Below are 24,535 nucleotides of genomic sequence, written 5' to 3' on the forward strand. Positions count from 1 at the left end.
TGCATTGACACTCAAAGTCTGTACAGAGATTTTTTATGATTATGTCTTGTGTATTAAACGCTATCATTATTTAAATGATAGTAGGTTTCGACAAGGGGGCGGGATAATACCACCGCCAATAAAAAAAGCCCAGCACAAGCTGGGCTAATTTTTACTCAACTCACAAGGTCTTAGTGGTCAGACTTATGTGATGTTTCAACAGGTGTATCAGTTGCTGGTACTGCGTCAGTTTTATTCTGCTTACGACTGAAGATCCTTTCTACCACCACGAAGAATAATGGAATAAGGAAGATACCTAAGAAGGTTGAACTCATCATACCGCCAAGTACACCGGTACCGATGGCATTTTTACTGCCCGAACCCACACCGGTACTTATAGCAAGCGGTACAACACCAAAGCCGAATGCTAATGATGTCATTAAGATTGGACGTAAACGCACACGTACTGCATGTAATGTCGCCTCAATAAGCCCAGCGCCTTTGTCGTAGAAGTCCTTAGCAAATTCCACAATCAAAATCGCGTTCTTCGTGGCTAGCCCTACAGTGGTTAGCAAGCCAACCTGGAAGAATACGTCGTTAGGTAAACCGCGACCATTCATCGCAATTAACGCACCAATCACGCCTAATGGCACAACTAACACAACGGCAAATGGCACTGACCAGCTTTCATATAGTGCGGCGAGTACAAGGAAAACCACCAAAATTGATAATGCATACAATGCTGGAGCTTGGTTACCTGATAAACGTTCTTCAAAAGAAAGACCATTCCATTCAATACCAAATCCAGGTGGTAATTGCTTAACCATTGCCTCCATGTCAGCCATGGCAGCACCGGTACTATAGCCTGGCACAGTTGCGCCTTGAATGTTCACCGCTGGCAAACCATTAAAGCGTTGTAACTGTGGCGAACCAAAGTTCCACTTACCGGTTGCAAAAGCGGAAAACGGCACCATCTCACCTGCACTATTACGTACATACCAGGTGTCTAAATCACTTGGCTGCATACGATATTGCGCATCACCTTGCAGATAGACTTTTTTCACACGGCCACGGTCGATAAAGTCATTCACATATGACCCTCCCCAAGCCGTACCCAGTACGCTATTTACATTATCAATATCAATACCTAATGCACGAAGCTTTGCTTGATCAATGTCAATTTCGTACATTGGCGCATCTTCTTGACCATTTGGACGCACCGCCACCAGATTAGGGTTTTGTGCAGCCATACCCAGTAACTGATTACGTGCTGCAATTAACGCATCATGACCTTGTCCACTTCGGTCTTGAAGATACAAATCAAAACCATTGGCAGTACCTAATTCAATAACGGCTGGTGGAACAAAGGCAAATACCATGGCTTCTTTGATTTGTGAGAACTTCGCCATCGCACGGTCTGAAATCGATTTAACATCTTGACCAGGTTCAGTACGCTCAGCCCAATCATGCAGGCCAACGAATGACATCCCCATGTTTTGTCCCATACCAGCAAAACTGAAGCCTGCAACGCTAAATACTGATTTAACATTGTCACCTTCAGTGCCAAGATAATAATCGTTGACCTGATTTAGAACCTTAACAGTGCTTTCTTGGGTCGAGTTAGTTGGCAAAATAGCTTGAGTAAACAAGATACCCTGATCTTCATCTGGTAAGAAAGCCGTTGGCATCCGCATGAAAATCCATGCAGTAGCAATGACAATGACTAAGTAAACCCCCATCATACGTACACTGCGTTTTAAAATGTTGGCTACCGACTTTTCATAGCGCGATGTTAACTTATCAAAGCTGCGGTTGAACCAGCCAAAGAACCCAGTGTTAATATGGGTGTGACCTTTGGGGATTGGCTTTAACATTGTGGCACATAATGCGGGGGTTAAAACCATTGCCACAAATACAGATAATGCCATCGCAGACACAATCGTAATGGAGAACTGACGGTAAATGACACCCGTTGAGCCCGACATAAAGGCCATAGGTACAAATACTGCTGACAGAGTCAAGCCAATACCGACCAATGCACCTGTGATTTGATCCATAGATTTACGGGTGGCTTCAAGCGGGCTTAAGCCTTCTTCCGACATGACCCGTTCTACGTTTTCTACCACAACAATGGCATCATCCACCAACAGACCAATTGCCAGCACCATAGCAAACATGGTGAGCGAGTTAATCGAGAACCCAGTAGCAGATAAAATCGCAAAGGTACCTAGCAATACCACAGGTACCGCAATGGTCGGAATTAATGTTGCTCTAAAGTTCTGCAAAAACAGATACATGATCAAGAACACTAATACGATTGCTTCAATTAAGGTATGGACTACGCCTTCAATGGATTTTTCCACGAATGGTGTAGTGTCGTAAGGGTAGTAAATCTCTAAACCTTCTGGGAAATAGACCTTTAACTCTTCAAGTTTTTCTCGAATAAGTTTGGCAGTATCTAAGGCGTTGGCCCCAGTTGCTAATTTGAACGCGAGACCCGATGCGGGTTTGCCGTTATATAGCGACTCAGTAGTATAACTTTCAGCACCCAGTTCAACCCGTGCCACATCTTCAAGATAAACATTTGCACCTGAAGAGTCTGACTTAATGATAATTCGTTTGAATTGAGCTGTAGTTTGTAATCGACTTTGAGATGTGACTGTGGCATTTAATTCTTGCCCAGCCATAGCTGGAGCGCCACCTAACTGACCCGCTGATACTTGAGCGTTTTGCTCTCGAATCGCAGCCATAACATCAACACTGGTTAAGTTATATTGCGTCAGTTTTAACGGGTCAAGCCAAATACGCATTGCATATTGCGCACCAAATAGTTGCAACTCACCTACACCCGGTACACGACTCATCGGGTCTTGAACGTTAGCAGCAACATAATCTGAGATATCGTTTTTAGCTAAAGAGCCATCTTCGGATACAAACGCAGCAACCATCAAGAATCCCGCACTGGATTTGTTAACATTAACCCCTTGCGACTGCACCTCTTGAGGCAATAAAGTCATTGCCGCTTGTAGCTTGTTTTGCACTTGAACCTGTGCAATATCTGGATCGGCTTCCGCATTAAAGGTTAGAGTAATTGTTGCGTTACCAAAACTGTCGCTGCTTGAGTTGATATAACGAAGGTGATCAAGCCCTGTCATACGCTGCTCAATAACTTGAGTAACAGTATCTTCCATCGTTTTTGCCGAAGCACCAGGATAGGAAGCTTTAATCACAACCGAGGGCGGTGCAATACTTGGGTATTGTGCCACAGGTAGGCCTTTAATTGCTAAGACCCCTGCAAGCATTATTAAAATGGAGATCACCCAGGCAAAAATAGGGCGATCGATAAAAAAGCGAGCCATAATGATTTCCTATTATTTTGCTGAGTCAGTACTTAACACTTGTGGTGATACCACAGCACCCGCGCGGATTTTTTGTAAACCTTCAACGATTAACTTATCTCCGGCGACTAATCCATCAACAATACGCCATTGATTATTTATAACCTCTGCCGTTTTCACAACACGTGCTTCAACGGTATTTTCCGCATTCACAACCATAGCAACCGCCTCACCTTTGGTATTACGTGTAATCGCTTTTTGCGGCACCATAATAGCGTGCGGATCTGTGCCTGTTGATAACCTAGAGCGAACATACATCCCAGGTAATAAAATACCGTCTGGGTTAGGGAATTCTGCACGAATAATAACTGAGCCAGTGGTCTCATCAACACTCACTTCTGAAAACTTCAAAACACCTGGTTGATCATAGATTGAGCCATCCTCAAGCACTAAGGTCACCTGCGCATTTTTAGCTTCCAGTAATTTCCCTGCTTTTAATTGTGTTTGCAGGCGTAACATTTGCGCACTTGATTGTGAGATATCCACATTAATTGGATCAAGTTGTTGAATGGTCGCTAAAGTATTAGCTTGGTTGGCCGTCACTAAGGCGCCAGCAGTCACCGATGACTTACCGATACGGCCAGAAATGGGTGCCTTTACTTCAGTGTATTCGAGGTTAATTTTTGCGGTATTGATTGCCGCTTGCGCCACGGTCACAGAGGCTAATGCTTCTTTATAAGCTGCTTTCGCTTCATCAAAATCCTGTACACTAACCGCATTAGTTTTTACTAAGGTTTGATAACGAGCCGCTTTCGCCTTTGCTGATTCTAAGGCGGCATTAGCACGAGCTAAATCTGCTTCTGCGCTAATTAAAGCCGCTTTGTAGGTTGCCGAATCAATTTGGTAAAGAGACTGGCCTTTAGTCACTTCTTTACCTTCAATAAACCCACGTTCAGTGATAATACCCGAGACTTGAGGGCGCACTTCAGCTTCTAAAAACGATTTACTACGACCAGGTAATTCAACTTGAATCTCTTGAGATTGGGCTTCTACAATCATGACACCAACCGGAGTAGGTGGACGCTCTTGTTGAGCTTGCGCTCCACCGTCCTGCTTGCCACAGGCTGTTAACCACAACGACGCAGTAATGACTGCGGCAATTTTCAATGCTTTGTGCATGAGAGCTCCTACTCCTAATGTTTCTCACCTAAATTCAATTCAGTGTGAGAAGTTGTGCAATTAAATTCTAACTGTCTATTTTGCTTCGTAATAGCCATTCCGCATAGCGGCTATGCTTAAAGCCGAAGCACTAAATTGTAAATAAATACGTTAACTAGCTTGATTGATACGAGGTTGTTAACAATTTTGGTTGCAATTATCGATTTATCGGTAATTTCAGTAAAAAGTGTCTATAGATTGTAGTTAACTTAACGACGATTTATTGTAGATTCATGCGTCAATTGAGCCAACTAGCTGAAATTTTTTATAGTATTTCATTTTTTGAGCAATTTGTCAGTGATATGTTTTACTGACTTTTCATTATAAAACAGGTGGTTGTTATTATGCTGTCATTTAGTTAGCACATGAACATCTCAAGGCAGTAAGCCATCAGGATTGTTCATAAGTTAAGCTACTTATATCACTTACTGTCCTCAAGTTGCCAAGAAAAATACGACAAAATGCTAATATGCATATTGTTTACTAAAAAAGTAAACTATACGGTGTAGTTTATGGATTTCAGGTTGAAAAGTAAACTGGTCAGTGTAAAATAGTTCATTAACTTTTATGAATATATTGCTTGATGACGACTGAAATGAAAAACCGCAGCCAGCTAAAACGACAAGCCATTATTGACACAGCTAAACGCATGTTTAAAGAGAGCGGTGTCACGGCAAGTAGTATGGATAAATTGGCCGAAGAGGCACAGGTTTCAAAGCGCACTGTGTATAATCATTTTGCCACCAAAGAAGCCTTGGTGATGTATCTTGTCAGTGAGTTATGGCAAGAGGCTATGACTAAAAACCAGGGGTGTTATCAGTCAGATGTCTCATTAAGCAGTCAATTTGCAGCCATTATTTTAACTGAGATTGAGTTAATTAATTCACAGGAACATATCGATTTAGCTCGGGTAGCCATTGGTCACTTGTTTTATAGCAGTGATGAGATGAGTCGAGAGATTGAAAAAATGAAACAGCATGAATCTGCGCTGATCCGATGGATAAAAGCGGCTGAGGCTGATAACAAACTGCAACTCAATGATGCCAACTTTGCCAATGATCAATTAATGTCATTACTGAAAGGCCGATGTTTTTGGCCACAGGTGCTCACTTGCCAACCCTTATTAACCGATGTAGAGCGTCAGCATCTGGCTAACGAAACGGCACAAATGTTTTTAAGCCGTTATCAAGTGGCACGTGAATAATCAACCTCTGCTTATTGAGCCCATCTGTTAACCCGAATTGAAGTCGATCAAATTTATTAAAGATGATTATCGCCCACACCCAAAGCAATAATGCGACTAATTTCAGCTAAACTCAGCCCGCTCTCCTGTTGCCATTCATTAAATGCTGCCTGTGTTTGTTTCAATCCCGTTTGTGAACTGAAGCCAGCATCAACGACTTTTTTAGCCTTTAAATAACCTTGAACATCATTCGACAGCAAAAAAGTATCCTTACCAATCGAGCGTAAAAAATAAGGCCCTGTATTTCCGCCTAAGCGGGCACCTTGTTTTTTCAATAATTGCCATAAACCAATAATGTCAGCAGTTGGCCAGTGAGCGATAAGCTTTGCAAAACTGCCGTGTTTTGCTGATAAAACTTGCACCATATAAGCATTATCAACAATGGCCTGGGTTTTCTTTTGATGACGAATAAGCGTGGCATCAGTGGCACGCTGTTGTATTTGCTCGGGTGATAACATCAATACTTTTGTCGGCTCAAAATCAAAGAAAGCTTTTTCATAGGCAGGCCATTTATTGTCCACTACGCGCCATACAAATCCACTTTGAAATACCCGCTTTGACATAGCAGATAATAATTGTGCATCGCTATATTGGGCTATTTCATGGCTTGGTAAAGTATCAGGTAATAACGCCTTAACATTCGCTAAACCACCTTTACGCTCACAAGCTCGCGATAGAATATCGGCAAATTTTTCAAGTTTAGCCACGTTATACTCCTTACTTTTCGCATTTATTCTTTTGAGCCCATGTGGTGAGGTATCAAGCTGCAGTTATTAAGGCTTAGGTATTACGCTCTTTTTTGAGCTGTAAAAACTGTTTCCACTTGACAACTTCTGCTGGTAATTCAGGTTTTTCACCAAAGTAACCCGCTTCCGAAACTAATGTTTCAATTGGCACTTGTTGGCGATTACACACAAACACACCGCGAACATGAACGATACAATGTAAACCTCTTGCCGTGATAAAGCGTTGTTCAATATAAAAGTATTTCTCATCCCAACCGACCACTTTGGTTTCAATTTCAAACTTTTCGAACGGTTTAATGTCGCGGATATAGGTAAACTCAGAAGCATTAACAATTGGCATCCACTTCATTTTTAGGAATTTCTTCATCAATCCCATATCGGCAATCATATAGGTACGCGCTAAATCCATAAACGCAGGATAGCGCGAGTTGGTGAGATGTAAATTCACATCACAATCAAATGGCAAAGCACGATAACTAATTCGGCTAGTATCCAAAAAACCAATACCTGGGCATTGGCGAATGCGCCATAAAAATAACCACACTAATCGAAAATACAAATTCATTGCTACCACTCCTTTGTGAGCGCAACAGGCTAGCAGAGGTCATACCAGCTATCAAGTAGAGTTTATGTGATTTATACACACGTTTGTTTCACCACTTGATTGAACTTAGCTTGCTTGGGCTTTACTATAGCCAAGCTGAATTTCCAGCATGAATTCTCAGGGCGGGGCGAAATTCCCCACCGGCGGTAAGTTGTTTACCTATATTGCTTTTTAGTGATAGCTAACAACAAAGCCCGCGAGCGCTCGATTCGTCGAGGTCAGCAGATTTGGTGACTTAGTGCATTATTTTTAATGTAATGACTGACATTCCAAAGCCGACGGTTACAGTCCGGATGAGAGAGAATAGCAACATCACCAGTAGATACTTTCAACTGGTGCGATTCTATTTGGCGTAAAACCCCTCTTCAAAGCCCTGATTCTGGTCAATTTTTAGGAGTAACCATGAATCAGTTATCTTTACTTTCACCTTTTGGTGAACCACTTGTCCGCGTAGAAAAAGCCATTGAAGCACTTAAACAAGGTAAGGGGATCTTATTACTTGATGATGAAGATCGTGAAAACGAAGGCGACTTAATCTATTCAGTTGAGCATCTAACCGCAGCACAAATGGCATTAATGATCCGTGAATGCAGTGGCATTGTGTGTCTGTGTTTAACCGATGCACAAGCAAATAAACTCGAGTTACCGCCGATGGTGGCAAACAATAACAGTGCCAATCAGACTGCCTTTACCGTGTCGATTGAAGCTAAGGTTGGCGTAACAACCGGTGTATCGGCACAGGACAGAGTCACCACGGTCAAAACCGCAACGGCTGCCAATGCCAAAGCCAGTGATTTAGCAAGACCCGGCCACGTATTTCCCCTTCGCGCTCGCGCTGGCGGGGTATTAACACGTCGCGGCCACACTGAAGGTACGGTTGATTTAATGCAAATGGCTGGCTTAGGCGAGTCTGGGGTATTGTGTGAAGTGACCAATGAAGATGGCACAATGGCAAAAACGCCTGAAATTGTCGCCTTTGCTTTAAAGCACAATATGCCAGTATTAACCATTGAAGACATGGTAATGTATCGTCAGCATCACGCATTGAAATTAGCTTAAATCCAGATAATACATTTGCAATGCACCTACATTGCAGCCTTTAAGATGCAACAAGCCTAAAACAGATCGCTGTTTTAGGCTTTTATTTTTGCATTACAGATCAATAAATAATTGATTGAGTAATGTTTTAATTTGTTCGTCATCTTCTTCAAATTGTATACCTACGTTGACCTTGCCATGTTCAAAACGGCTATTACACACTTTTGCTGGAATAGACATTTCAACATCATTAGGGGTTCGGATCACGACAAAAATATTTTTTTGATTCACTTTAATATTGGCTTTGTCACTTTTAAAAACAAAGCCACAGCCCTTGGCGGAAATATCTGAAATAATCCCCTTAAGTTGTGCCGCTTTTCTACCTTCACGCTCTTCCTTTGCTTGAATAAATGCAGGTAAATGAGTCGTAAATCGCTGATGGGTACGTAATTGCCTGTTTTCAATTTTTTCAGGGTAGGTTAAAAAAATAAACTTTTCAGGCAATTTAGTGACATTTCTGATGGTCGATTTAAAAGCGTAGCACTCGCCTTGTTGACCTTCTAATAGGTAACGCACTACCACCACATTCCCCTCAACAAGCACATCGTTGTAATTGCTCATATTCTGCGGAGCGGGGTGTTTTAAGATAATATATTGCCCTAAATCATACCCGACTAAAATGGCTTTAATGCGTAACTTCACGGGATGTTCTATCTGTAAGTCCACCGTCTTACCTGGCGTTAACTCAAAGAAAATCTTTTTAACATGGCTGCTCAACGTGTAGACCTATTGTTATTGTTTATTCACTATTGACGCTCCAATGTAGGGCGAGCAAACATCTAAGGCAACTGTTTTGCTAGATTTTGATAAAAAACCTACGAATTAAAAATGGCACTGATTTCTGGCGGTATCTTTAGCTGTGTTATTGGGGATGTCTATGACAGATTATAGGTAACTATTTTGGAACGTATTTTTAATTTTTTGGGTGCAGTTACTCCTCACCTACCCGCTTTATTTTAGCGACTTATTTATCAGTTCAGTTATTTAAATTCAATTTAAGCCCTCTTATAAAAAAGTATGATGTTTTTTGGGCTGACGAATAAGAAAGGCGCTAAATAGCGCCTTTGGATTAAAATATAAACTAATCTTTTATTTCAGATAAATTAAGCCGCAATACCGCTGTGGCGTAATAATGCATCGGTGTTTGGCTCACGACCCATAAAGCGTTTAAAAAGCACCATAGGTTCTTCGCTGCCGCCCATTTCCAATATATTGTTTAAGAAGCTTTTGCCCGTTTCAGGGTTGAAAATGCCCTCTTCTTCAAAACGTGAGAACGCATCGGCAGACAGCACTTCGGCCCATTTATAACTGTAATAACCCGCAGCATACCCACCGGCAAATATGTGGGCGAATCCATGTTGAAAACGGTTAAAGCTAGGGGGTGTTAATACAGCAATTTTACTACGTACTTCATCAAGAATACCCTGAATATTCGCCCCTTTAGCTGGGTCAAATTCATGGTGCATTCTGAAGTCGAACAGTGAAAACTCCAGTTGGCGCAGCATCATCATGCCTGACTGAAAATTCTTTGCAGCAAGCATTTTATCTAGCAACTTTTTGGGTAAGGGTTCACCCGTTTCAAAATGACCAGAAATTTCAGCTAAGGCCTCTTCCTGCCAGCACCAGTTTTCTAAAAACTGACTCGGTAGTTCAACCGCATCCCAAGGTACACCATTAATGCCCGACACTCCGCCGACATCTACCTTAGTCAACATGTGGTGAATGCCATGACCGAACTCATGGAATAACGTCACCACCTCATCGTGGGTAAATAATGCCGGTTTGCCATTGACTGGGCCATTAAAGTTACAGGTTAAATACGCAACCGGCTTTTGCAAGCCTGTCGAAGTAATCCGTCGGCCACGACAATCATCCATCCACGCGCCGCCACGCTTACCTGTGCGAGCATATAAATCGAGATAAAAGCTGCCTCTGTGGATGTTTTCTGCATCAAAAATATGGAAGAAACGTACATCTTTATGCCATGAATCAAACGTTGTCTCTTCTTTAATCGTTAAACCAAATAGTTTGTTAACGGTGAAGAATAAGCCCGATAGCACTTTGTTTTCAGGAAAGTATGGGCGTAGCAATTCTTGAGACACTTCATATTTGTGTTGTTGAAGTTTTTCAGCGTAAAAACTTAAATCCCACGATGCCATTTCAGTGACATTGTAATGTTCTTTGGCAAAGGCACGCAGTTCAGCAAGCTCACTGGCGGCTTGATGCTTTGAGCGCTCACCCAGTTCGTTTAAGAAGCCAAGCACCTGTTCAGGCGTTTCTGCCATTTTGGTTGCCAGAGACTCATGGGCATAACTCTCAAACCCTAAGAGATTGGCAATTTCATGACGTAACGCCACAATTTCGTTCATGTTGTTGGTGTTATCAAATTCACCCGCATTAGGGCCTTGATCAGATGCGCGAGTGACAAAGGCGCGATAACACTCTTCACGTAGCGAGCGGTTTTCACTGTACGTCATAACAGGTAAATACGATGGGAAATCTAAGGTAAATAGCCAGCCGGTCTGCTCTTTTGCTTCTGCCATCGCTTTGGCGGCGGCAAGTGCCGATTCTGGTAAGCCAGCAAGCTCTGCTTCATCAGTAATCAGTTTTGTCCATGCTTGAGTCGCATCCAATAATTGGTTCGAAAAATGGCTGGTCAGTTCAGAAAGACGTTTAACAATCTCTCCATAACGCACTTTATCAGCATCACTCAACCCAATACCTGATAGCTCAAAGTCTCGCAAGCTATGTTCGATAACGGTTTTCTGCGCTTGGGTCAGTTGCGCAAAATCGACTGATTGATGAATAGACTTATAGGCTTCATACAGTCCCTGATGCTGGCCAACGTAAGTGCCATAATCAGACAACAGAGGTAAACAATCGTCATGGGCTTCTCGAAGTGCATCGCTGCTGATCACTGAGTTCATGTGTGATACTGGTGACCATATTTTGCTAAGTTCGTCATCAACCTCTTCAAGTGGGGCAATTAAATTATCCCAAGTGTAAACACTATTCTTAGCAAGGAGGGCGTCAATGCAACTACGACAGTTTTCAATGGCTTGTTCCACTGCTGGCTTAATGTGTTCTGGCTTGATTTGTGAAAAAAGCGGTAATTCTGTTCCACTTTGCAATGGGTTGCTCATGATGTGTCCTCGAAGATAAGCGTATGATTACTTTATGAGGGCTTAAAAGCTGAAAATCAAGTCAAGAAGGATTATCCCTCGGTCACTTCTGGATGAGTAGGCCCAGTTTTGAGCTGCCTAACTTAAAAATTGTCATAAAAAAGTGATGATGATCTCGATTTTTATTTACACGCTATTTACACTTCCAATATTGACAATTAGATCGCAAATGCAACTCGTTATCATTCACCTTTAGTATTTTGTTGTTTAATATGTTCAAAAATCGTCAACCGCTGCTAACCCAATAGAGTTATCACTATGATCAAACCCGCTTTTTTACCAGCACGTTTACCTCAATCTCTTATGACATTGATTATAAGCTGTGCAGTGCTTTCTTTTGGTGGCATACCAACAAAGGGACTCGCTCAAACCGCCCCTGAATTTGCAGTTGACCTCGCATGGGACAGCCAATATATCTCCGAAGGGCGGGATAATTTAGACAAAGGCGGTATTGTTTGGGGAGTCGCCAGTGTCACTGATGGTGATCTCGTCACTTTTGTGGCTTTAGGTCGCGGCGATCAAACGCATTATATCGAGTGGAATTTGGGTCTTGAATATACGATTCATTTAACTGAGCAATTTGAAGCCACTATAGGCTACCAACGTTTAGAATTTTATGGTGATGATCGCGCCTCCGACAATGAAGTATTTAGTTCGTTAACTTACACAGGGATTGATTGGCTCATACCCGCGATTAATTACACCTATGCCACAGAAGCCGGCGGCTATTTTGTTGAAGTGAGCTTACATAGCCCATGGAATATCACGGACAAATTAAGCATCACACCTTATGTGCTGCAGGGCTTTGATTTTCAATACGTTACTGAAGAGCATGATGGTGCAAATCATCTACAGTTTGGTGTCGAAGCCGCTTATGCCATTTCCCAAAACATTGAATTGAGTACGCATATTAGCGTCACTGAAGCCTTGGGCGATATTAAACGTGAGGCCGCTGATAATCAGGTAGCAGGCAATTTAAATGAAGCCTACGGTGGCGTGCATTTAAACTGGGTATTCTGAATGCTTTAGCCGGTTTGTGTCTGGTATAAATTAGGCTACACTTTAAAAGCGCAACAGGATGATTGCGCTTTTTATCGTTTACATTGGCAAGGATGCACTATGAAACCTATTCAATTGATTTTCTCCCCTCTATTTTTTATGGCTGGTATCTGTATTCAACATAGCGCTATTGCGAGCGATAAATTGATTACACTTACCCATAAATCAGAATCAACATCTAACACATTAAGTAATGAAAATATTACTCAGCTTGGTGCTGATGGTGTTTTTGATAGTGAAGGCAAGCCAATTAACATTAACCCGCCTTCCTTGGCATTAGAATATTACGCTGATGAAGCCTTAGTTGAGCGATCATGGGGCTCCAAAACCAAAGTTAATCCATCCTATAAATCAAAAACCAAAGTTTCCTCAGCCCTTAAAGCCCCTAAAGTGGCAAATGATCCCAGCTGTCGTTGGTTAGATAACCGCATTAGTTATCTGCAACGCAAACTCAGGCCCGGTACGCAAAACCAACAGCATTTTGAGCGCGAAATGACCGCCAGATTAGGTGAGTGGAAATGCTTAAAATGTGAAACCAAAGGGCCATCACAAGGTGATCATGCCCTTTGCCAATACAAGCGCTAGCAAGAGTTTGTGAACACGCCCTAGCATCGAAGCCGATTCCTCCCTACAATGGCTGCATCAATTGTAGCGGAGATTATCATGGCTCAACATTTTGACTATATTGCTTTGGGTGCCGGCAGTGGCGGTATCGCATCAGCAAATCGTGCAGCAATGCGCGGCGCAAAAGTATTAATTATAGAAGCAAAGCATGTGGGTGGTACCTGTGTAAATGTAGGCTGTGTCCCCAAAAAAGTGATGTGGTATGGCGCGCACGTTGCTGAAGCCATGAACCTATATGCGAAAGACTATGGTTTTGACGTTACCGTCAATAAATTTGATTGGAATACTTTAGTCGATAATCGCGAAGCGTATATTGGCCGCATTCATGAAGCCTACGGTCGTGGTTTTGCCAGCAATAAAGTGACCTTAGTAAACGGTTATGGCAAGTTTGTGAATAACAACACGATTGAAGTGAATGGCGAGCATTACACGGCTGATCATATTTTGATCGCCACAGGCGGTGCACCGACTATTCCCAATATTCCCGGCGCGCAATACGGTATCGATTCTAATGGGTTCTTTGAATTACGTGAACAACCAAAACGTGTTGCCGTCATTGGTGCTGGTTATATTGCTGTTGAGCTAGCGGGGGTGTTACATGCACTGGGTAGTGAAACCCATTTACTAGTGCGTAAACACGCACCGTTGCGAAATTTTGATCCTATTTTAGTAGATGCCCTAGTTGATGCTATGGCAACAGATGGCCCAACCTTACATACCAATAGTGTGCCTAAGCAAGTGGTTAAAAATACCGACGGTAGCTTAACGCTTGAGCTTGAAAACGGTAACAACTTAACAGTCGACACCCTTATTTGGGCAATTGGACGTTCGCCAGCAACAGGTAACATCGGCCTTGAAAATACCGATGTCACCCTGAACCCGAACGGTTATGTAGTAACTGATGCCCAGCAAAATACCACAGCTAAAGGCATTTATTGTGTTGGCGATATCATGGAAGGCGGCGTAGAGCTGACTCCCGTTGCCGTTAAAGCGGGTCGCTTGTTGTCGGAGCGCTTATTTGGTCAAATGCCTGATGCCAAAATGGATTACTCGTTAATTCCCACTGTGGTATTTAGTCATCCACCCATTGGCACAATGGGGTTAACTGAACCTGAAGCCGCTGAACAATATGGTGCAGATAACATTAAGGTATACACATCGGGCTTTACCTCTATGTACACAGCTGTTACTGCTCACCGCCAAGCCTGTAAAATGAAATTAGTGTGTGCAGGCGAAAATGAAGTGGTTGTGGGGATTCATGGTATCGGTTTTGGAATGGATGAAATTCTCCAAGGTTTTGGTGTTGCTATGAAAATGGGGGCAACCAAAGCAGATTTTGATGCGGTCGTCGCCATTCACCCTACTGGCGCAGAAGAGTTTGTTACTATGAGATAACGCCATTGAGATAGTAGGCTAGAGGTCATTATGCTTAGCCTGCAACCTAAAAAAAGCAAACCTGAGTGTTTGCTTTTTTATTGGCTATTTTTTGTCAAGGAGTGCGGTCATCATTTGCTTTAATTGCAGCGCAATGGCATATCAATAATTCTTTATGCTGGGAACATTATGCACAGTGCCAACATTACCTCTGCAGTGGATTTTGATAAGTCATCCACAAATAACCGTACAACGATTCATTCATTTTTCACCCTAGGTTAAACACTCGCGATGTGGATTAAACCATCGCGAGTCAATTATCAGACCCTGAATGGGTTACTCTAAAAATGCCGTGGGAAAGTGAGCATTTTCGCCTTTTACCTCCAAAGCAGCTCGGTATCTTATCACCCCGTTTTTCCAGGCAACATCCTCTAACGTAAGTTGGTACTTGCCTGCTGTTAACTCTTCCATTGCGATGGCGCATTCCTCAGTATCAATACAGCTGGTGTGCTGCGCTTGATGCCAAGCTAACTTATATTTACTGGAATAAGGCCCAGGCTTAGGATATCCCATAAATAATAAGTTAAATGCGTTGGCTCCGATCACCGCTTTATCGTCATCTCCAGTTACGTTAATAATGATGGTGCCGCTTTCTGGTTCAGTGCTCACAAGAGCAACTTCGATAACGGAAGTATCATTAATACTAATGGTGGTTGCTGGTGGTTCAGGAGGCTCGGGGGGCGCTGTAACATTATCATCGTCAGAACTGTTGCAGCCGAAGAGCAAAACGAAACTGCATCCCATCATTAGGCTAAGTGTTGATTTTTTCATGTCTAGGCTCCTATTGATTAGTGGCCGCCATGACAGGTGTCACATGCCATGTTGGTTTTCACACTCGGAGCAAAAGTTGAGTCAGCCGTATGGCAAGATTGGCAACTTTCAACCGTTGTTGATACGGGGTGATCATTCACAGTTTCACCATCAAATGCTTTGTTTAACATCACGACTAACTCATAAACGACCGAGGCTGATAATTGTTTGCAGCGCATGCCTTTTTCATTGAATGTCTTACCATTTTTACTGGCCCACAAGCTAATAGAAGAATGGCACAAAACAGTATTTGCAGCCGTTGGGCTACCCACTTTAGCGAGGGTTTCAGCTTTATCAGCCCCGATACCATTAAGGAAACTGTCAGTTTGAAATGGTAACGCTTCGTTTTCATAAAAACGCATCACCTGGCTTAAAAAACTGTTTGCTGGAGAGCCGTTAATAGAAAGAAGATTGACTAACATACCCGCTGCGTTGATATTGCCGCATACGGTTCCCTCACCTAACATGCCTGCATAGCCATAGTGGGCCATGGCTGTGGGTACTTGAGCAAATTTTTCAGCATCAGGAGAGTTTGATTCGGCTAAGCTTTGAATAATGCTGTCAAATACCTGATACATACAGCCATTACCGGTTTCATAAGCACGTTTTGCAACAACCATAGGATCGAGTTTTACATAAGCTAAGCGAGTGCCTACCTCTAATTTCCATTCACCAGTGTCTGTGGCAATTGCCGCTAATACAGGATTAGCTACCAACGCCCCACCAACTGCCGCAGATGAAACACCAATTATGCGTCCAATAGCTTGTCTTCTGTTTAATGTCTTCATACATACCCTCATTTTTCTATTATTTTCATCACAAGTAACATTGAAGGGATCTAAGATGATTAACATCACGGCCTTTATGGGGGCTTGGTATGTCAGACCATTCGATAACATTTGCAATAAAAAACCTGCAAATGAAGCGACCTCGACCTTGTTACTGGGTTAATTCAATAATGGCGTGTCATAAAAAAAGAAATGAGGCCGAGGTCAAAGTAATTTAGCCATTAATAAGCGCACTCAAAACCACGTTGCAACATAAAGACAATTCACTATAAAACGCCAACTTTTGAGTTGATACATCTAAAATGCAGTAAAAATCAGAGTGTAATACTAATTACCAAGTATTTTTTTATATATTATCGCCAATAAAATGTGATGATTATCACGAGGGTGCTAAAAGACCGTTCTTGGGGAGGAGAATTATTGCAAAGTACAGCGGATGGCAACGGCAACCAAAGTGTGAGTTGTAAGGCGGTTTCATTTTAACAACTATCGTAAAATTAACGATATCGCTAACAAACAAGACACATTATGAGGCTAAAAGTATTTGAGTTTGATATCAGCAACAGTGTGTTGATTAATACCCAGACTCAAACTCAACACCATCTGACGCGAACGGAAGCACAAGTACTTGAGCAACTGGCCAATCACCCCAATCAAGTGATGTCCAAAGGGCAATTATCATGTGCGGGTTCACAACAAGCGGTAATGAGTGAATCAGCCGTTGCCAAGGCGATTTTCACCTTACGTAAATACTTTGGTGAGCCCTATATCGATTTAATTGAGACGTTGCCGAAAAAAGGCTACCGCTTAAATATATCCACTCCTCCACCAGAATGGCAGCAACAACTTGCCCAACGAAAAAAGCTCATTATTCTAGCCAGCTGTATGATGTTGATAGCGGCAATAACATTGATCACCGCCATGCACCAGTATATTTGGTTTAAAACTGCGGAGTCTCCAGTAAGAGAAAGCCGTGTTGTGACATTAAATAACCACCAGCAAATTGAATTGATTTGGCTACAATCACCCAAAAAATCATCGCAGCAAGTTTCTAATATGGAACAAAAAATAATAACTGCGTTTAATTTATGCCCGATTGTTAAATGGCGAGATGTGTATTTAGCGTTCTCCAATGATATGCAGGTGCTGAATATTTCTATGCAAGGCTATTCAAGCAATGGTGAGTTACTGGTGAGAAATATAAAAACCAGTGATTTTAGCTTGCAACCCAATTTTATTTCCCCAAATTGGCTGCAGGAGGTATCACTCTGTGACTAAAAAAGTGCAGTGGTTTGGTGCTATTTGTATTAGCTTACTGCTTTGCAGTTTGGTGATTTATCAACATATCAAAGCGTCTGAAGTGAATATCGTTTTATCATGTCAAAATGAACTGGTCGCCGCCGCCCCTCAAACCCAAGCCATTGAAAAAAATATAATGATTGCTGATTTTAGCTTGCAAAAACGTTCTGCCAGCATTAGCTACCGCTATTTTTCTGCAGACGGTGAGCCCATTGCAACACTGCATGTGCAAGGGGGTATTTTAAGTGCTTATAAAGAAAAGAACATTTACATTCTAAATCTGACCCAAAGCAAACTGATTCGCCATAACCAGCAATTGTCATTACCGCAACATGCCACGCATGTACAAGCATTCGCTTTACGTAATATTGCTAAGGAAGGTGTTCATAATCTAACCATTCAGATAGTGAAAACTAATCCAAACAAAAATTTAGCATTGTTGTATTTTTTACCGAGCACTAACATTTGTGCCTGTAGCTTGATTACTATGGATTAATGCTAGTACCAATAAACTTAAAGCTTAGCTATTACTGACCACTTTGTTACCCAGACTGTATAAAACCAACTGCGATAAAATAGTCACTACCACCGCAACAAACATCATCTTGAGGCTATCTTGACTGACGGCTTGAGTGACTAAAGACCCTAAAAATAAACCAGATACGGCCACAAACCCCCATAAACCTGCAAAACTTAATCGCTTCAGTGATGATGTTGAAACCGGCGTAAATAAGCTTGAATGATGGCTAATCCAACCGATAAATAATCCGGTAATCAGGCTACAACCACCCGCCCCCAATAATAGCGGTACACCGGTAAGTTCTAAATCAAAACAACTGGTTAAATAAGCAAGAATAATTCCCAAAGTAAATAGAACTTGACCAAATACCACACTATTATTGGTAATGCCTAAGGCATGTTTAACCTGTTTAATATCCATGTCATTACCAGTGACTTGAATAATGTCCTCATTGCTGATAATTAAATCGGGAGTGATTTCAATATCAATGCCCTTTCTGATGTAGCGAGAAATTAATATGCCTCTTGGGGACGTTTTATTGAGGTTGTTTTTCAAAGCCAGCAAGGATGAGTTTTGTAAACCGTGCTGGTTAGCCACAATTTGAAAATGTTCTTCAATAATGTTGTTTTCTAAAGGAAGTTCAGTCCCTAGTACATTATCCTCTAGGTAGTAAAGACTATTACTGGTACCTGTCACTGTAATTGTATCACCGGCATTGACTGTATTCCGATCTGTGTCTAGTGAGCCTTTTTGCAATTCAAATACCACTTCTACCGCTGGGGTATTCAGTTGGGTTAAGGTTTTGCCAACCACTGTGCTGTCTGTATTCACCTTAAAGGCACGTCTGACAACATTTTTAACGCTGTTTATTTGTTGGCTATCATGCAGTGAGGTGGCTTCAACCTCGGTAGATACAGAATTGATGAGCTGAGTTGGGGCATACCATTTTTTCAGCCATGGTAGCTTGCGAGTAGCAATGATTATCGGTAAAAGCGCGCTGGCAAACACGATCACGTCTGAAGTAGAAATGTGGTCAGCTGCAAGTCTTAACACCGCGATAGATTCGATGCTGAAAACCCAATATACAAATGCAATCGCGGTGAAGGTTGTAAAACATAACTGCAAGACTTTTATCAGAATCGACTTTTGGTGCGCCTGAAGATCCTGAGTAAAGATAGACCCTCCTAGATAAGCCACCACATACACAAATAAGCTGAAAAATAGCCAGGTTAAACTAGGATCGTTAGCGCCTCCAGCTAGGCCAACAACGAGCCCTACCAGCAATGTGCTTAAAATTGTGCCTAGCGAGAATCGACCTAAGTTAATTTTGCCCACCACAAACCCTAAAACAAGGGTGATCAGCAAAATAAAATAGGCTGAAGAGGTAAAGATGTGTTCAAGTATTGCCATTATAAGCTCACTTCTTAGTGCTAAACATGATTAAAGTCTGTCATTTTCCTGCGGTAATGAATAAGGGCAAAAAACTGCGAGAATTGAGTTAAACTTGCAGTTAAAAAACCGTTATTAAACGCAAGATTATTGGTTTTTTATCAAAAGTCACAATCGTGTTTGATGGATGAAGCCCTACGTTGAGGCAATGGTGACCAGATGAGTCATCATCAGGTAAAAAGCGCTTACTAAAAAGCTTAAGAGGATGTTGATTTATAGACAATAAAAGACAAAATCTAAGGCTGGAGTAAAAGGGTTACCAGACTATTGCCATCCTAAAATGGCTAAATTAATTATCAAAAATGAACGTTTTCGATGGCAACAGTGCAACCTTGCCCCCGAGTAGAGGGGCAAGGTCAGTAAAATTTTTTGGGGCTAGTCACTAAGTTTATTGAGGTAGTTATCAATACACGCCATGATCGATTTTTTAATGTCGACATTTTGTTTTGAATGTTGGCACCACAAGGACACAGGCACTAAAACCGCTTCTTTAATTTCATCTGCTGCAATTTCAACCAAACCATTGGAAAAGTGCTCCAATTGGTTGATGAACGAAGGAAACAGTGCCCATCCCAACCCTTCTTGCACCATTTGAATCATTAAGGTTTGCTGATCTACCACTTCATAGTTCGACGAAACAATAACCCTGTTAGCCATATCATCATCCAGCATCGATTTCAGCACAAACTGCTTGGATGATTTCATCGTGGTAAATGTTTCACTCGGGGGTAATTTAGCTAATTGAGTATCTTCGCCAGTAAATGGCATAAAACTCATACTATGTAATAGCGATGCATTTAAACTATTGATAACTTTACTTGTAAATACATTCACTAAACCAAAATGAATTGAACCATCTTTTATGCCCTCTTTAATTTCCTGCTTGCTTCTAACTAGCCAATTAACATTCATAAAGGGAAAGTCTTGCAGTAACTGTTTGCGGATTTGTGCCAGTATCTGCTGGGGAATAAAGCTAGCATAGGCGAAATTGATTGATTCTAATCCGCCAAATGACAGGCTTAACGCAACGCGATCAAAGGTACGAGTTTGCTCAATGGCTTGCTTAGCATAATGATAAAGTAAGGTGGCATCTTGTGTTGGCTCAACTGAGCGGCCAATACGTTCAAACAATGTAATGGCAAGCTGATCTTCTAGGTTGGTGATCACCTGACCAATCGTGGTGCGATGTTTATCCAGTTTTACGGCGGCTTTACTAAATGCCTTTTGTTCATAAACCGTTACAAAAGCAAGTAGTTGCTCTAAGCTGAAATTCATCATTTTACTCCGGCTAACATTGACAAGGTGCCAATATCAGCAGTTATTCAAGCGCAATTAATTATGGTTAAATTACCACATTCAATTTCAATTGTTTAAATATTTTGGCGGGTAAGTGCTAACGTTCATCAAACGAATGGTTTATTCGACCAGGTCGAATACGTTTAGTGCGCTGTTAAGCCGATGGGTTGAAAATAAGCGGCGTTTTTTGAACGAAAGCGGGTGCGTTAATGTTTGCGTAAAAAAAAGCCCGCAATCATGCGGGCAAAACTTTCTGGGGAGATAGGGTAAAACTTATTTGTACTCAACCACTTTAGCTACATAGGTAAATTGTCCTGATGTGCCATGGTAGTCACGGTATAAATCGATTGAAAAAAAGGTTGGGTTATCCTGATTGATACGTGCTGCAATGCGTTGACTAACCACTTCAAGGTCAGTTTCGCCATAAATATTAAACTTTTGCACTTGCTCTAGGTTTCTTTCTTCAGCTTGATATTTAGTGATATAAATTTCACTGAACATATCCTCAATAAAACCTGTGTACTCAATTGATTCAAAACTGGCTTCTTCATCAATCGTAATAAAAAACTCAGATTCTTCCGTTACCGTGACCAATTGTTCCATTTGGGGTTCAACTTGTTGCATATCTTGGTCGTGAACCTCATTAGCTGATAAGTTTGCAGATAAAGCTAACAGGCATAGAGTAATAAGTGTTTTTTTCATAATGTTACCTTCATTTCAATTGCTAAGAGTTTTGCGGCTTTATGTACGTCATTGAAGACTCACGTTATGGGCCGTTGTACTTAATTGAGGCCAGTATAGGGTGAACACCAATAAAAGATTAATCGCATATGTAGGACGCAACCCTCGTATTGAACCCTCAAATTAAAATGTCGGACATTGCAGGGTTTCATCCTACAAACAGGATGTGTCTGCACAGAAGACTTAGGTTAAATTGTGTCCATCAGATACGATTTAATCCAGAGGTCAATTATGAATATAAACACTAAAACACTTTTACTTGGCGCAACTTTACTTTTATCAGTATCAACTTTCGCTAGCGCCAACATCATTGTTGATACTAAAGGTATCGACACCCAGCAATACCATGCAGATATGTATGAATGTGAGCAACTATCATCGCAGGTTGATCATCAAGACACAGATTCTTTAGGCCGCGACATCTTAAGATCAACAACAAAAGGCGCGCTAATTGGTGCTGCAGGTAGTGCAATAGGTGGCGGCAGCGGCTCAAAAGGTGCCAAAGTCGGTGCAGGACTTGGTTTAATTGGTGGTGCGTTGAAACATGGTCGTGAAAAACGTAACGCAGAAGCTAATTTTGAAAATCAAACCGATGAGGTTATGCACAACTGTATGGTCGGTAGAGGTTATACTGTACTTAACTAATATAAAGTAAAGGTTAACCTGTATCATTGACCTTTACCTTAGATAGCACTATGGGTTTGTATTCAAAAATGCCGTGAATGTTCACGGCATTTTGCTATCTGAAAACGATTTGCCCATATCACTATTGCACAAATTATCTTGGCAAGGCTTATGTTTGACGCTAAGTTCCTTCATTTTTGTTACAGCCATCTTTTTGTTTGCTTAAGTTGAGATGATATCGTTTAGCTTTAAGATATCGACCAGGTGCTGACTTTATAGAAATGCCTATACAAACACCCGATAACTTAGAATAATACCGCTATAATTTCCTGTTGAATCAAATCAAATGTCTATTGAAATCGAACGAAAATATCTTGTGAACAATGACACGTTTAAACACTTATCGCATAAGGCGATACGTATTACCCAAGGTTATTTGAATTCAGATAAAGCCCGCACGGTAAGAGTGAGAATGATGGGTGATCAAGGCTTCTTAACCATTAAAGGATTAAGTGATCAGGCGGGATTATCACGGTTTGAGTGGGAAAAAGAAATCAGCATGTCTGAGGCGCAGGCTTTACTTAAGTTATGTGAGCCTGGGGTTATTGATAAAACCCGCTACTTAGTTGAATATCAAAAACAAATTTTTGAAGTGGATGAGTTTTATGGTGAGAACCAAGGGTTAATTGTGGCCGAATTGGAGCTCACAACAGCACAACAAGCCGTGTCTAAACCTGATTGGCTAGGTGACGAGGTGACGGGTGATAAGCGTTATTACAATTCTACTTTGATGAAACAGCCGTATAGCCAATGGGCTTAAGTGACTAAAGTTAATTTAACCGCTCTTTCATAGCGTGTGATTTAAAGAGGCTTTTTATTAGCCACTTTTTTCGATATATTACAGTCCCGAGGACGACCTCGACTAGTGTGATTTACCCATCATATTATGGCGTATTACATTAGCATCAAACGGGGACGGCCCCATCTGTTAATGATCAGATAGGAGCCTATAACATGTTTGTTCCCCTAACTCGCCTTTCAAATTGCACATTCGTTTTTCTCACTCTTTGCTTAACGCTAAGCTTTAGCACCCAAGCCATTGAAGAGTCCACCGTTCAAAGCAACCACCAACATCGTGATACATTACCGACCAGTATGGGGCTGCATGGCATGCTGTTATTTGGCAGCGAAGATGGTTTATTTGCTTCTCATTTACCTATGTATCACGCACCACATAATGCTCAAGTGGTGTTCAAACTGCATTTTGAAGATGCTGCCATTCAAACAAAAGTGACTCAAGCGTTAGTTGCCACTCGCGCGAATCCTATTTGGACTATCGTGCCGCAAAAATTCGATTTAGCCAGATTAGCGCCAGATAATCACAATCCACTCACTACTTTCAATGTTGATATTGTTGAAGGACATTTTGAGCGTGGTGGTAATCCTCGCTGGCATAATCAAACTTTGATTGTTGACAAAATACTGATCTTCACGCCATTAGATATGCGTGAAGGGTTAACTAAACCGACTCATTTACACTATCAACTGATTCGTTCAACCACAGAAGACACAACACAGTTTTTAGTTAAAAAACTGAATGTTAGGCCAGATGCCGACCATATTATTAAGCTAAGCAACCTTAATGATAGCTTACCCCATATCGTAAGCTTTACTGCAGACAGTCGCCCCTATAGCGACGTGGAACAAATAAAAACGCAACTTAACGTGAGTAATGTAAAACCACTTTATCTTGAGCTAAATGAGTTGCAGTAATGTATAAAAAAATACTGGTTATTCAACATCACCCTGCTGAAGGCCCCGGGAGAATTGCCTACTGGGCCGCTGATAACAATGTTCAATTAACTTGCGTGTTGGCATCAGAAGTATTTGCACAAACGCCGAATATATTAAGCACTGGGTGTGATGGCATTATTATTTTGGGTGGGCCTATGAATGTGGTGGATAACCCCAATTGGATGCAACGCGAGCGTGAGTTTATTCAGCAAATGATTCAGTCCAAGTTACCGCTATTAGCAATCTGCTTAGGCGCCCAACTGGTCGCGACTGAACTTGGCGCAGCGGTAATAGGCCTAAAACAAGCTGAGCATGGTTGGTTGCCCATTCAGTTACAAAATGGGGGCACAATGCAAGTCCCCCAATGGCATGAGCAACGGTTCGTATTCAGCAATGATGTGCTGGCCCAACATAAGCTAGTGATTGAAGCGAGTTCAGCGTTATGTGAACAACAGGTTTATCGTAACGGTCATCTATTAGGATTACAGTTTCATCCAGAATGGGACGAACCACAAATGAATCTATTGCGCGGTGCTTTTGGTAATGACTGCCCATTTTCTGAGGGTGAAAACACCATTGAAGCGCAACGTTTTTTACAGTTATGGCTCAATTCACAACTCACATGGCTGTTTAGTTAAACTGGGCTCAAATAAACTACAGGGAACCATGTGTAATCAGTGATTCAAATG

22 protein-coding genes and 1 riboswitch are annotated in these 24,535 nt (G+C 41.7%); of the genes, 11 read left to right on the top strand and 11 right to left on the bottom strand.

Annotated elements, in window-relative coordinates; all coding sequences use genetic code 11:
- Positions 1 to 170 precede the first annotated feature (170 nt).
- Complete coding sequence (locus OHT75_RS06775; RefSeq protein ID WP_264725731.1) at positions 171 to 3,338, bottom strand: efflux RND transporter permease subunit; 3,168 nt, start codon at positions 3,336 to 3,338, stop codon at positions 171 to 173.
- 12 nt (positions 3,339 to 3,350) lie between these two features.
- Positions 3,351 to 4,496: an efflux RND transporter periplasmic adaptor subunit gene (locus OHT75_RS06780; RefSeq protein ID WP_264725732.1), complete on the bottom strand. Its 1,146-nt coding sequence runs from the start codon at positions 4,494 to 4,496 to the stop codon at positions 3,351 to 3,353.
- 634 nt (positions 4,497 to 5,130) lie between these two features.
- Between OHT75_RS06780 and OHT75_RS06785 the strand changes: the two genes are divergently transcribed.
- On the top strand, positions 5,131 to 5,739 hold the full coding sequence (locus tag OHT75_RS06785; RefSeq protein ID WP_264725733.1) for a TetR/AcrR family transcriptional regulator: 609 nt from the start codon (positions 5,131 to 5,133) through the stop codon (positions 5,737 to 5,739).
- Between the two features lie 56 nt (positions 5,740 to 5,795).
- Here OHT75_RS06785 and OHT75_RS06790 read toward each other — a convergent pair whose 3' ends face one another.
- The gene (locus OHT75_RS06790; RefSeq protein ID WP_264725734.1) at positions 5,796 to 6,485 is read right to left on the bottom strand and encodes a DNA-3-methyladenine glycosylase I; all 690 of its coding nucleotides are present in this window, start codon (positions 6,483 to 6,485) and stop codon (positions 5,796 to 5,798) included.
- A 73-nt stretch (positions 6,486 to 6,558) separates the two neighbouring features.
- Positions 6,559 to 7,089 carry a thioesterase family protein gene (locus tag OHT75_RS06795; RefSeq protein WP_264725735.1) on the bottom strand — a complete coding sequence of 177 codons (531 nt, stop codon included), beginning with the start codon at positions 7,087 to 7,089 and terminating at the stop codon, positions 6,559 to 6,561.
- Positions 7,090 to 7,237: 148 nt separating this feature from the next.
- Positions 7,238 to 7,437: riboswitch (FMN riboswitch) on the top strand.
- Positions 7,438 to 7,530: 93 nt separating this feature from the next.
- Here OHT75_RS06795 and ribB point away from each other — a divergent pair.
- Positions 7,531 to 8,187 carry a 3,4-dihydroxy-2-butanone-4-phosphate synthase gene (gene ribB, locus OHT75_RS06800; RefSeq protein WP_264725736.1) on the top strand — a complete coding sequence of 219 codons (657 nt, stop codon included), beginning with the start codon at positions 7,531 to 7,533 and terminating at the stop codon, positions 8,185 to 8,187.
- Between the two features lie 93 nt (positions 8,188 to 8,280).
- Here ribB and OHT75_RS06805 read toward each other — a convergent pair whose 3' ends face one another.
- Positions 8,281 to 8,943, bottom strand: a complete 663-nt coding sequence (locus OHT75_RS06805) for a PilZ domain-containing protein (protein WP_264725737.1) — start codon at positions 8,941 to 8,943, stop codon at positions 8,281 to 8,283.
- A gap of 386 nt (positions 8,944 to 9,329) precedes the next feature.
- Positions 9,330 to 11,369 carry an oligopeptidase A gene (prlC, locus tag OHT75_RS06810; protein WP_264725738.1) on the bottom strand — a complete coding sequence of 680 codons (2,040 nt, stop codon included), beginning with the start codon at positions 11,367 to 11,369 and terminating at the stop codon, positions 9,330 to 9,332.
- 297 nt (positions 11,370 to 11,666) lie between these two features.
- On the opposite strand from prlC, the gene OHT75_RS06815 reads away from it, so the two are divergent.
- The 3 genes from OHT75_RS06815 to gorA all read left to right on the top strand — a co-directional run bounded on the left by OHT75_RS06815 (position 11,667) and on the right by gorA (position 14,486).
- Entirely contained in the window at positions 11,667 to 12,428 is a 762-nt protein-coding gene (locus OHT75_RS06815; protein WP_264725739.1) for a hypothetical protein, read from the top strand.
- Between the two features lie 99 nt (positions 12,429 to 12,527).
- Positions 12,528 to 13,052, top strand: a complete 525-nt coding sequence (locus tag OHT75_RS06820; RefSeq protein WP_264725740.1) for a hypothetical protein — start codon at positions 12,528 to 12,530, stop codon at positions 13,050 to 13,052.
- 78 nt (positions 13,053 to 13,130) lie between these two features.
- Positions 13,131 to 14,486, top strand: a complete 1,356-nt coding sequence (gene gorA, locus OHT75_RS06825) for a glutathione-disulfide reductase (RefSeq protein ID WP_264725741.1) — start codon at positions 13,131 to 13,133, stop codon at positions 14,484 to 14,486.
- A 315-nt stretch (positions 14,487 to 14,801) separates the two neighbouring features.
- Here the strand turns inward: gorA and OHT75_RS06830 are convergent, their stop codons facing one another.
- Together OHT75_RS06830 and OHT75_RS06835 are read right to left on the bottom strand one after the other, a co-directional pair.
- The gene (locus tag OHT75_RS06830; protein WP_264725742.1) at positions 14,802 to 15,296 is read right to left on the bottom strand and encodes a hypothetical protein; all 495 of its coding nucleotides are present in this window, start codon (positions 15,294 to 15,296) and stop codon (positions 14,802 to 14,804) included.
- A gap of 17 nt (positions 15,297 to 15,313) precedes the next feature.
- Positions 15,314 to 16,123, bottom strand: coding sequence for a cytochrome c3 family protein (locus OHT75_RS06835; RefSeq protein ID WP_264725743.1), 810 nt, complete (start codon positions 16,121 to 16,123; stop codon positions 15,314 to 15,316).
- 528 nt (positions 16,124 to 16,651) lie between these two features.
- On the opposite strand from OHT75_RS06835, the gene OHT75_RS06840 reads away from it, so the two are divergent.
- Together OHT75_RS06840 and OHT75_RS06845 are read left to right on the top strand one after the other, a co-directional pair.
- Positions 16,652 to 17,401, top strand: a complete 750-nt coding sequence (locus OHT75_RS06840; protein ID WP_264725744.1) for a transcriptional regulator — start codon at positions 16,652 to 16,654, stop codon at positions 17,399 to 17,401.
- Positions 17,394 to 17,918, top strand: a complete 525-nt coding sequence (locus OHT75_RS06845) for a hypothetical protein (protein ID WP_264725745.1) — start codon at positions 17,394 to 17,396, stop codon at positions 17,916 to 17,918. Before OHT75_RS06840 ends, OHT75_RS06845 begins: the two co-directional genes overlap by 8 nt.
- A gap of 24 nt (positions 17,919 to 17,942) precedes the next feature.
- Here OHT75_RS06845 and OHT75_RS06850 read toward each other — a convergent pair whose 3' ends face one another.
- From OHT75_RS06850 to OHT75_RS06860, 3 genes are all read right to left on the bottom strand, one after another.
- On the bottom strand, positions 17,943 to 19,352 hold the full coding sequence (locus OHT75_RS06850) for an aspartate-alanine antiporter-like transporter (RefSeq protein WP_264725746.1): 1,410 nt from the start codon (positions 19,350 to 19,352) through the stop codon (positions 17,943 to 17,945).
- Between the two features lie 414 nt (positions 19,353 to 19,766).
- Positions 19,767 to 20,669 carry a LysR family transcriptional regulator gene (locus OHT75_RS06855; RefSeq protein ID WP_264725747.1) on the bottom strand — a complete coding sequence of 301 codons (903 nt, stop codon included), beginning with the start codon at positions 20,667 to 20,669 and terminating at the stop codon, positions 19,767 to 19,769.
- A 291-nt stretch (positions 20,670 to 20,960) separates the two neighbouring features.
- A complete protein-coding gene (locus OHT75_RS06860; protein ID WP_264725748.1) occupies positions 20,961 to 21,389 on the bottom strand; it encodes a hypothetical protein in 429 nt (142 codons plus the stop codon).
- A gap of 270 nt (positions 21,390 to 21,659) precedes the next feature.
- On the opposite strand from OHT75_RS06860, the gene OHT75_RS06865 reads away from it, so the two are divergent.
- The 4 genes from OHT75_RS06865 (at position 21,660) to OHT75_RS06880 (ending at position 24,484) form a co-directional block, all read left to right on the top strand.
- Entirely contained in the window at positions 21,660 to 22,073 is a 414-nt protein-coding gene (locus OHT75_RS06865) for a glycine zipper family protein (protein WP_264725749.1), read from the top strand.
- Between the two features lie 325 nt (positions 22,074 to 22,398).
- The gene (locus OHT75_RS06870; RefSeq protein ID WP_264725750.1) at positions 22,399 to 22,872 is read left to right on the top strand and encodes a CYTH domain-containing protein; all 474 of its coding nucleotides are present in this window, start codon (positions 22,399 to 22,401) and stop codon (positions 22,870 to 22,872) included.
- A gap of 194 nt (positions 22,873 to 23,066) precedes the next feature.
- Entirely contained in the window at positions 23,067 to 23,825 is a 759-nt protein-coding gene (locus tag OHT75_RS06875) for a hypothetical protein (RefSeq protein WP_264725751.1), read from the top strand.
- Complete coding sequence (locus tag OHT75_RS06880) at positions 23,825 to 24,484, top strand: type 1 glutamine amidotransferase (RefSeq protein WP_264725752.1); 660 nt, start codon at positions 23,825 to 23,827, stop codon at positions 24,482 to 24,484. The genes OHT75_RS06875 and OHT75_RS06880 overlap by 1 nt, the downstream gene beginning before the upstream one ends.
- The last annotated feature ends 51 nt before the right edge of the window (positions 24,485 to 24,535 follow it).

This window comes from Shewanella subflava (assembly GCF_025971955.1).
GTDB classification, from domain to species: domain Bacteria; phylum Pseudomonadota; class Gammaproteobacteria; order Enterobacterales; family Shewanellaceae; genus Shewanella; species Shewanella subflava.

Bases quoted from the DNA above. Each gene is read 5' to 3' on its own strand.
- OHT75_RS06785 (WP_264725733.1), top strand. From the start codon at position 5,131: ATGAAAAACCGCAGCCAGCTAAAACGACAAGCCATTATTGACACAGCT.
- ribB (WP_264725736.1), top strand. From the start codon at position 7,531: ATGAATCAGTTATCTTTACTTTCACCTTTTGGTGAACCACTTGTCCGC.
- OHT75_RS06820 (WP_264725740.1), top strand. From the start codon at position 12,528: ATGAAACCTATTCAATTGATTTTCTCCCCTCTATTTTTTATGGCTGGT.
- OHT75_RS06840 (WP_264725744.1), top strand. From the start codon at position 16,652: ATGAGGCTAAAAGTATTTGAGTTTGATATCAGCAACAGTGTGTTGATT.
- OHT75_RS06835 (WP_264725743.1), bottom strand. From the start codon at position 16,123: ATGAAGACATTAAACAGAAGACAAGCTATTGGACGCATAATTGGTGTT.
- OHT75_RS06880 (WP_264725752.1), top strand. From the start codon at position 23,825: ATGTATAAAAAAATACTGGTTATTCAACATCACCCTGCTGAAGGCCCC.
- OHT75_RS06830 (WP_264725742.1), bottom strand. From the start codon at position 15,296: ATGAAAAAATCAACACTTAGCCTAATGATGGGATGCAGTTTCGTTTTG.
- OHT75_RS06795 (WP_264725735.1), bottom strand. From the start codon at position 7,089: ATGAATTTGTATTTTCGATTAGTGTGGTTATTTTTATGGCGCATTCGC.
- prlC (WP_264725738.1), bottom strand. From the start codon at position 11,369: ATGAGCAACCCATTGCAAAGTGGAACAGAATTACCGCTTTTTTCACAA.
- gorA (WP_264725741.1), top strand. From the start codon at position 13,131: ATGGCTCAACATTTTGACTATATTGCTTTGGGTGCCGGCAGTGGCGGT.
- OHT75_RS06855 (WP_264725747.1), bottom strand. From the start codon at position 20,669: ATGATGAATTTCAGCTTAGAGCAACTACTTGCTTTTGTAACGGTTTAT.
- OHT75_RS06870 (WP_264725750.1), top strand. From the start codon at position 22,399: ATGTCTATTGAAATCGAACGAAAATATCTTGTGAACAATGACACGTTT.
- OHT75_RS06860 (WP_264725748.1), bottom strand. From the start codon at position 21,389: ATGAAAAAAACACTTATTACTCTATGCCTGTTAGCTTTATCTGCAAAC.
- OHT75_RS06850 (WP_264725746.1), bottom strand. From the start codon at position 19,352: ATGGCAATACTTGAACACATCTTTACCTCTTCAGCCTATTTTATTTTG.
- OHT75_RS06815 (WP_264725739.1), top strand. From the start codon at position 11,667: ATGATCAAACCCGCTTTTTTACCAGCACGTTTACCTCAATCTCTTATG.
- OHT75_RS06865 (WP_264725749.1), top strand. From the start codon at position 21,660: ATGAATATAAACACTAAAACACTTTTACTTGGCGCAACTTTACTTTTA.
- OHT75_RS06875 (WP_264725751.1), top strand. From the start codon at position 23,067: ATGTTTGTTCCCCTAACTCGCCTTTCAAATTGCACATTCGTTTTTCTC.
- OHT75_RS06780 (WP_264725732.1), bottom strand. From the start codon at position 4,496: ATGCACAAAGCATTGAAAATTGCCGCAGTCATTACTGCGTCGTTGTGG.
- OHT75_RS06775 (WP_264725731.1), bottom strand. From the start codon at position 3,338: ATGGCTCGCTTTTTTATCGATCGCCCTATTTTTGCCTGGGTGATCTCC.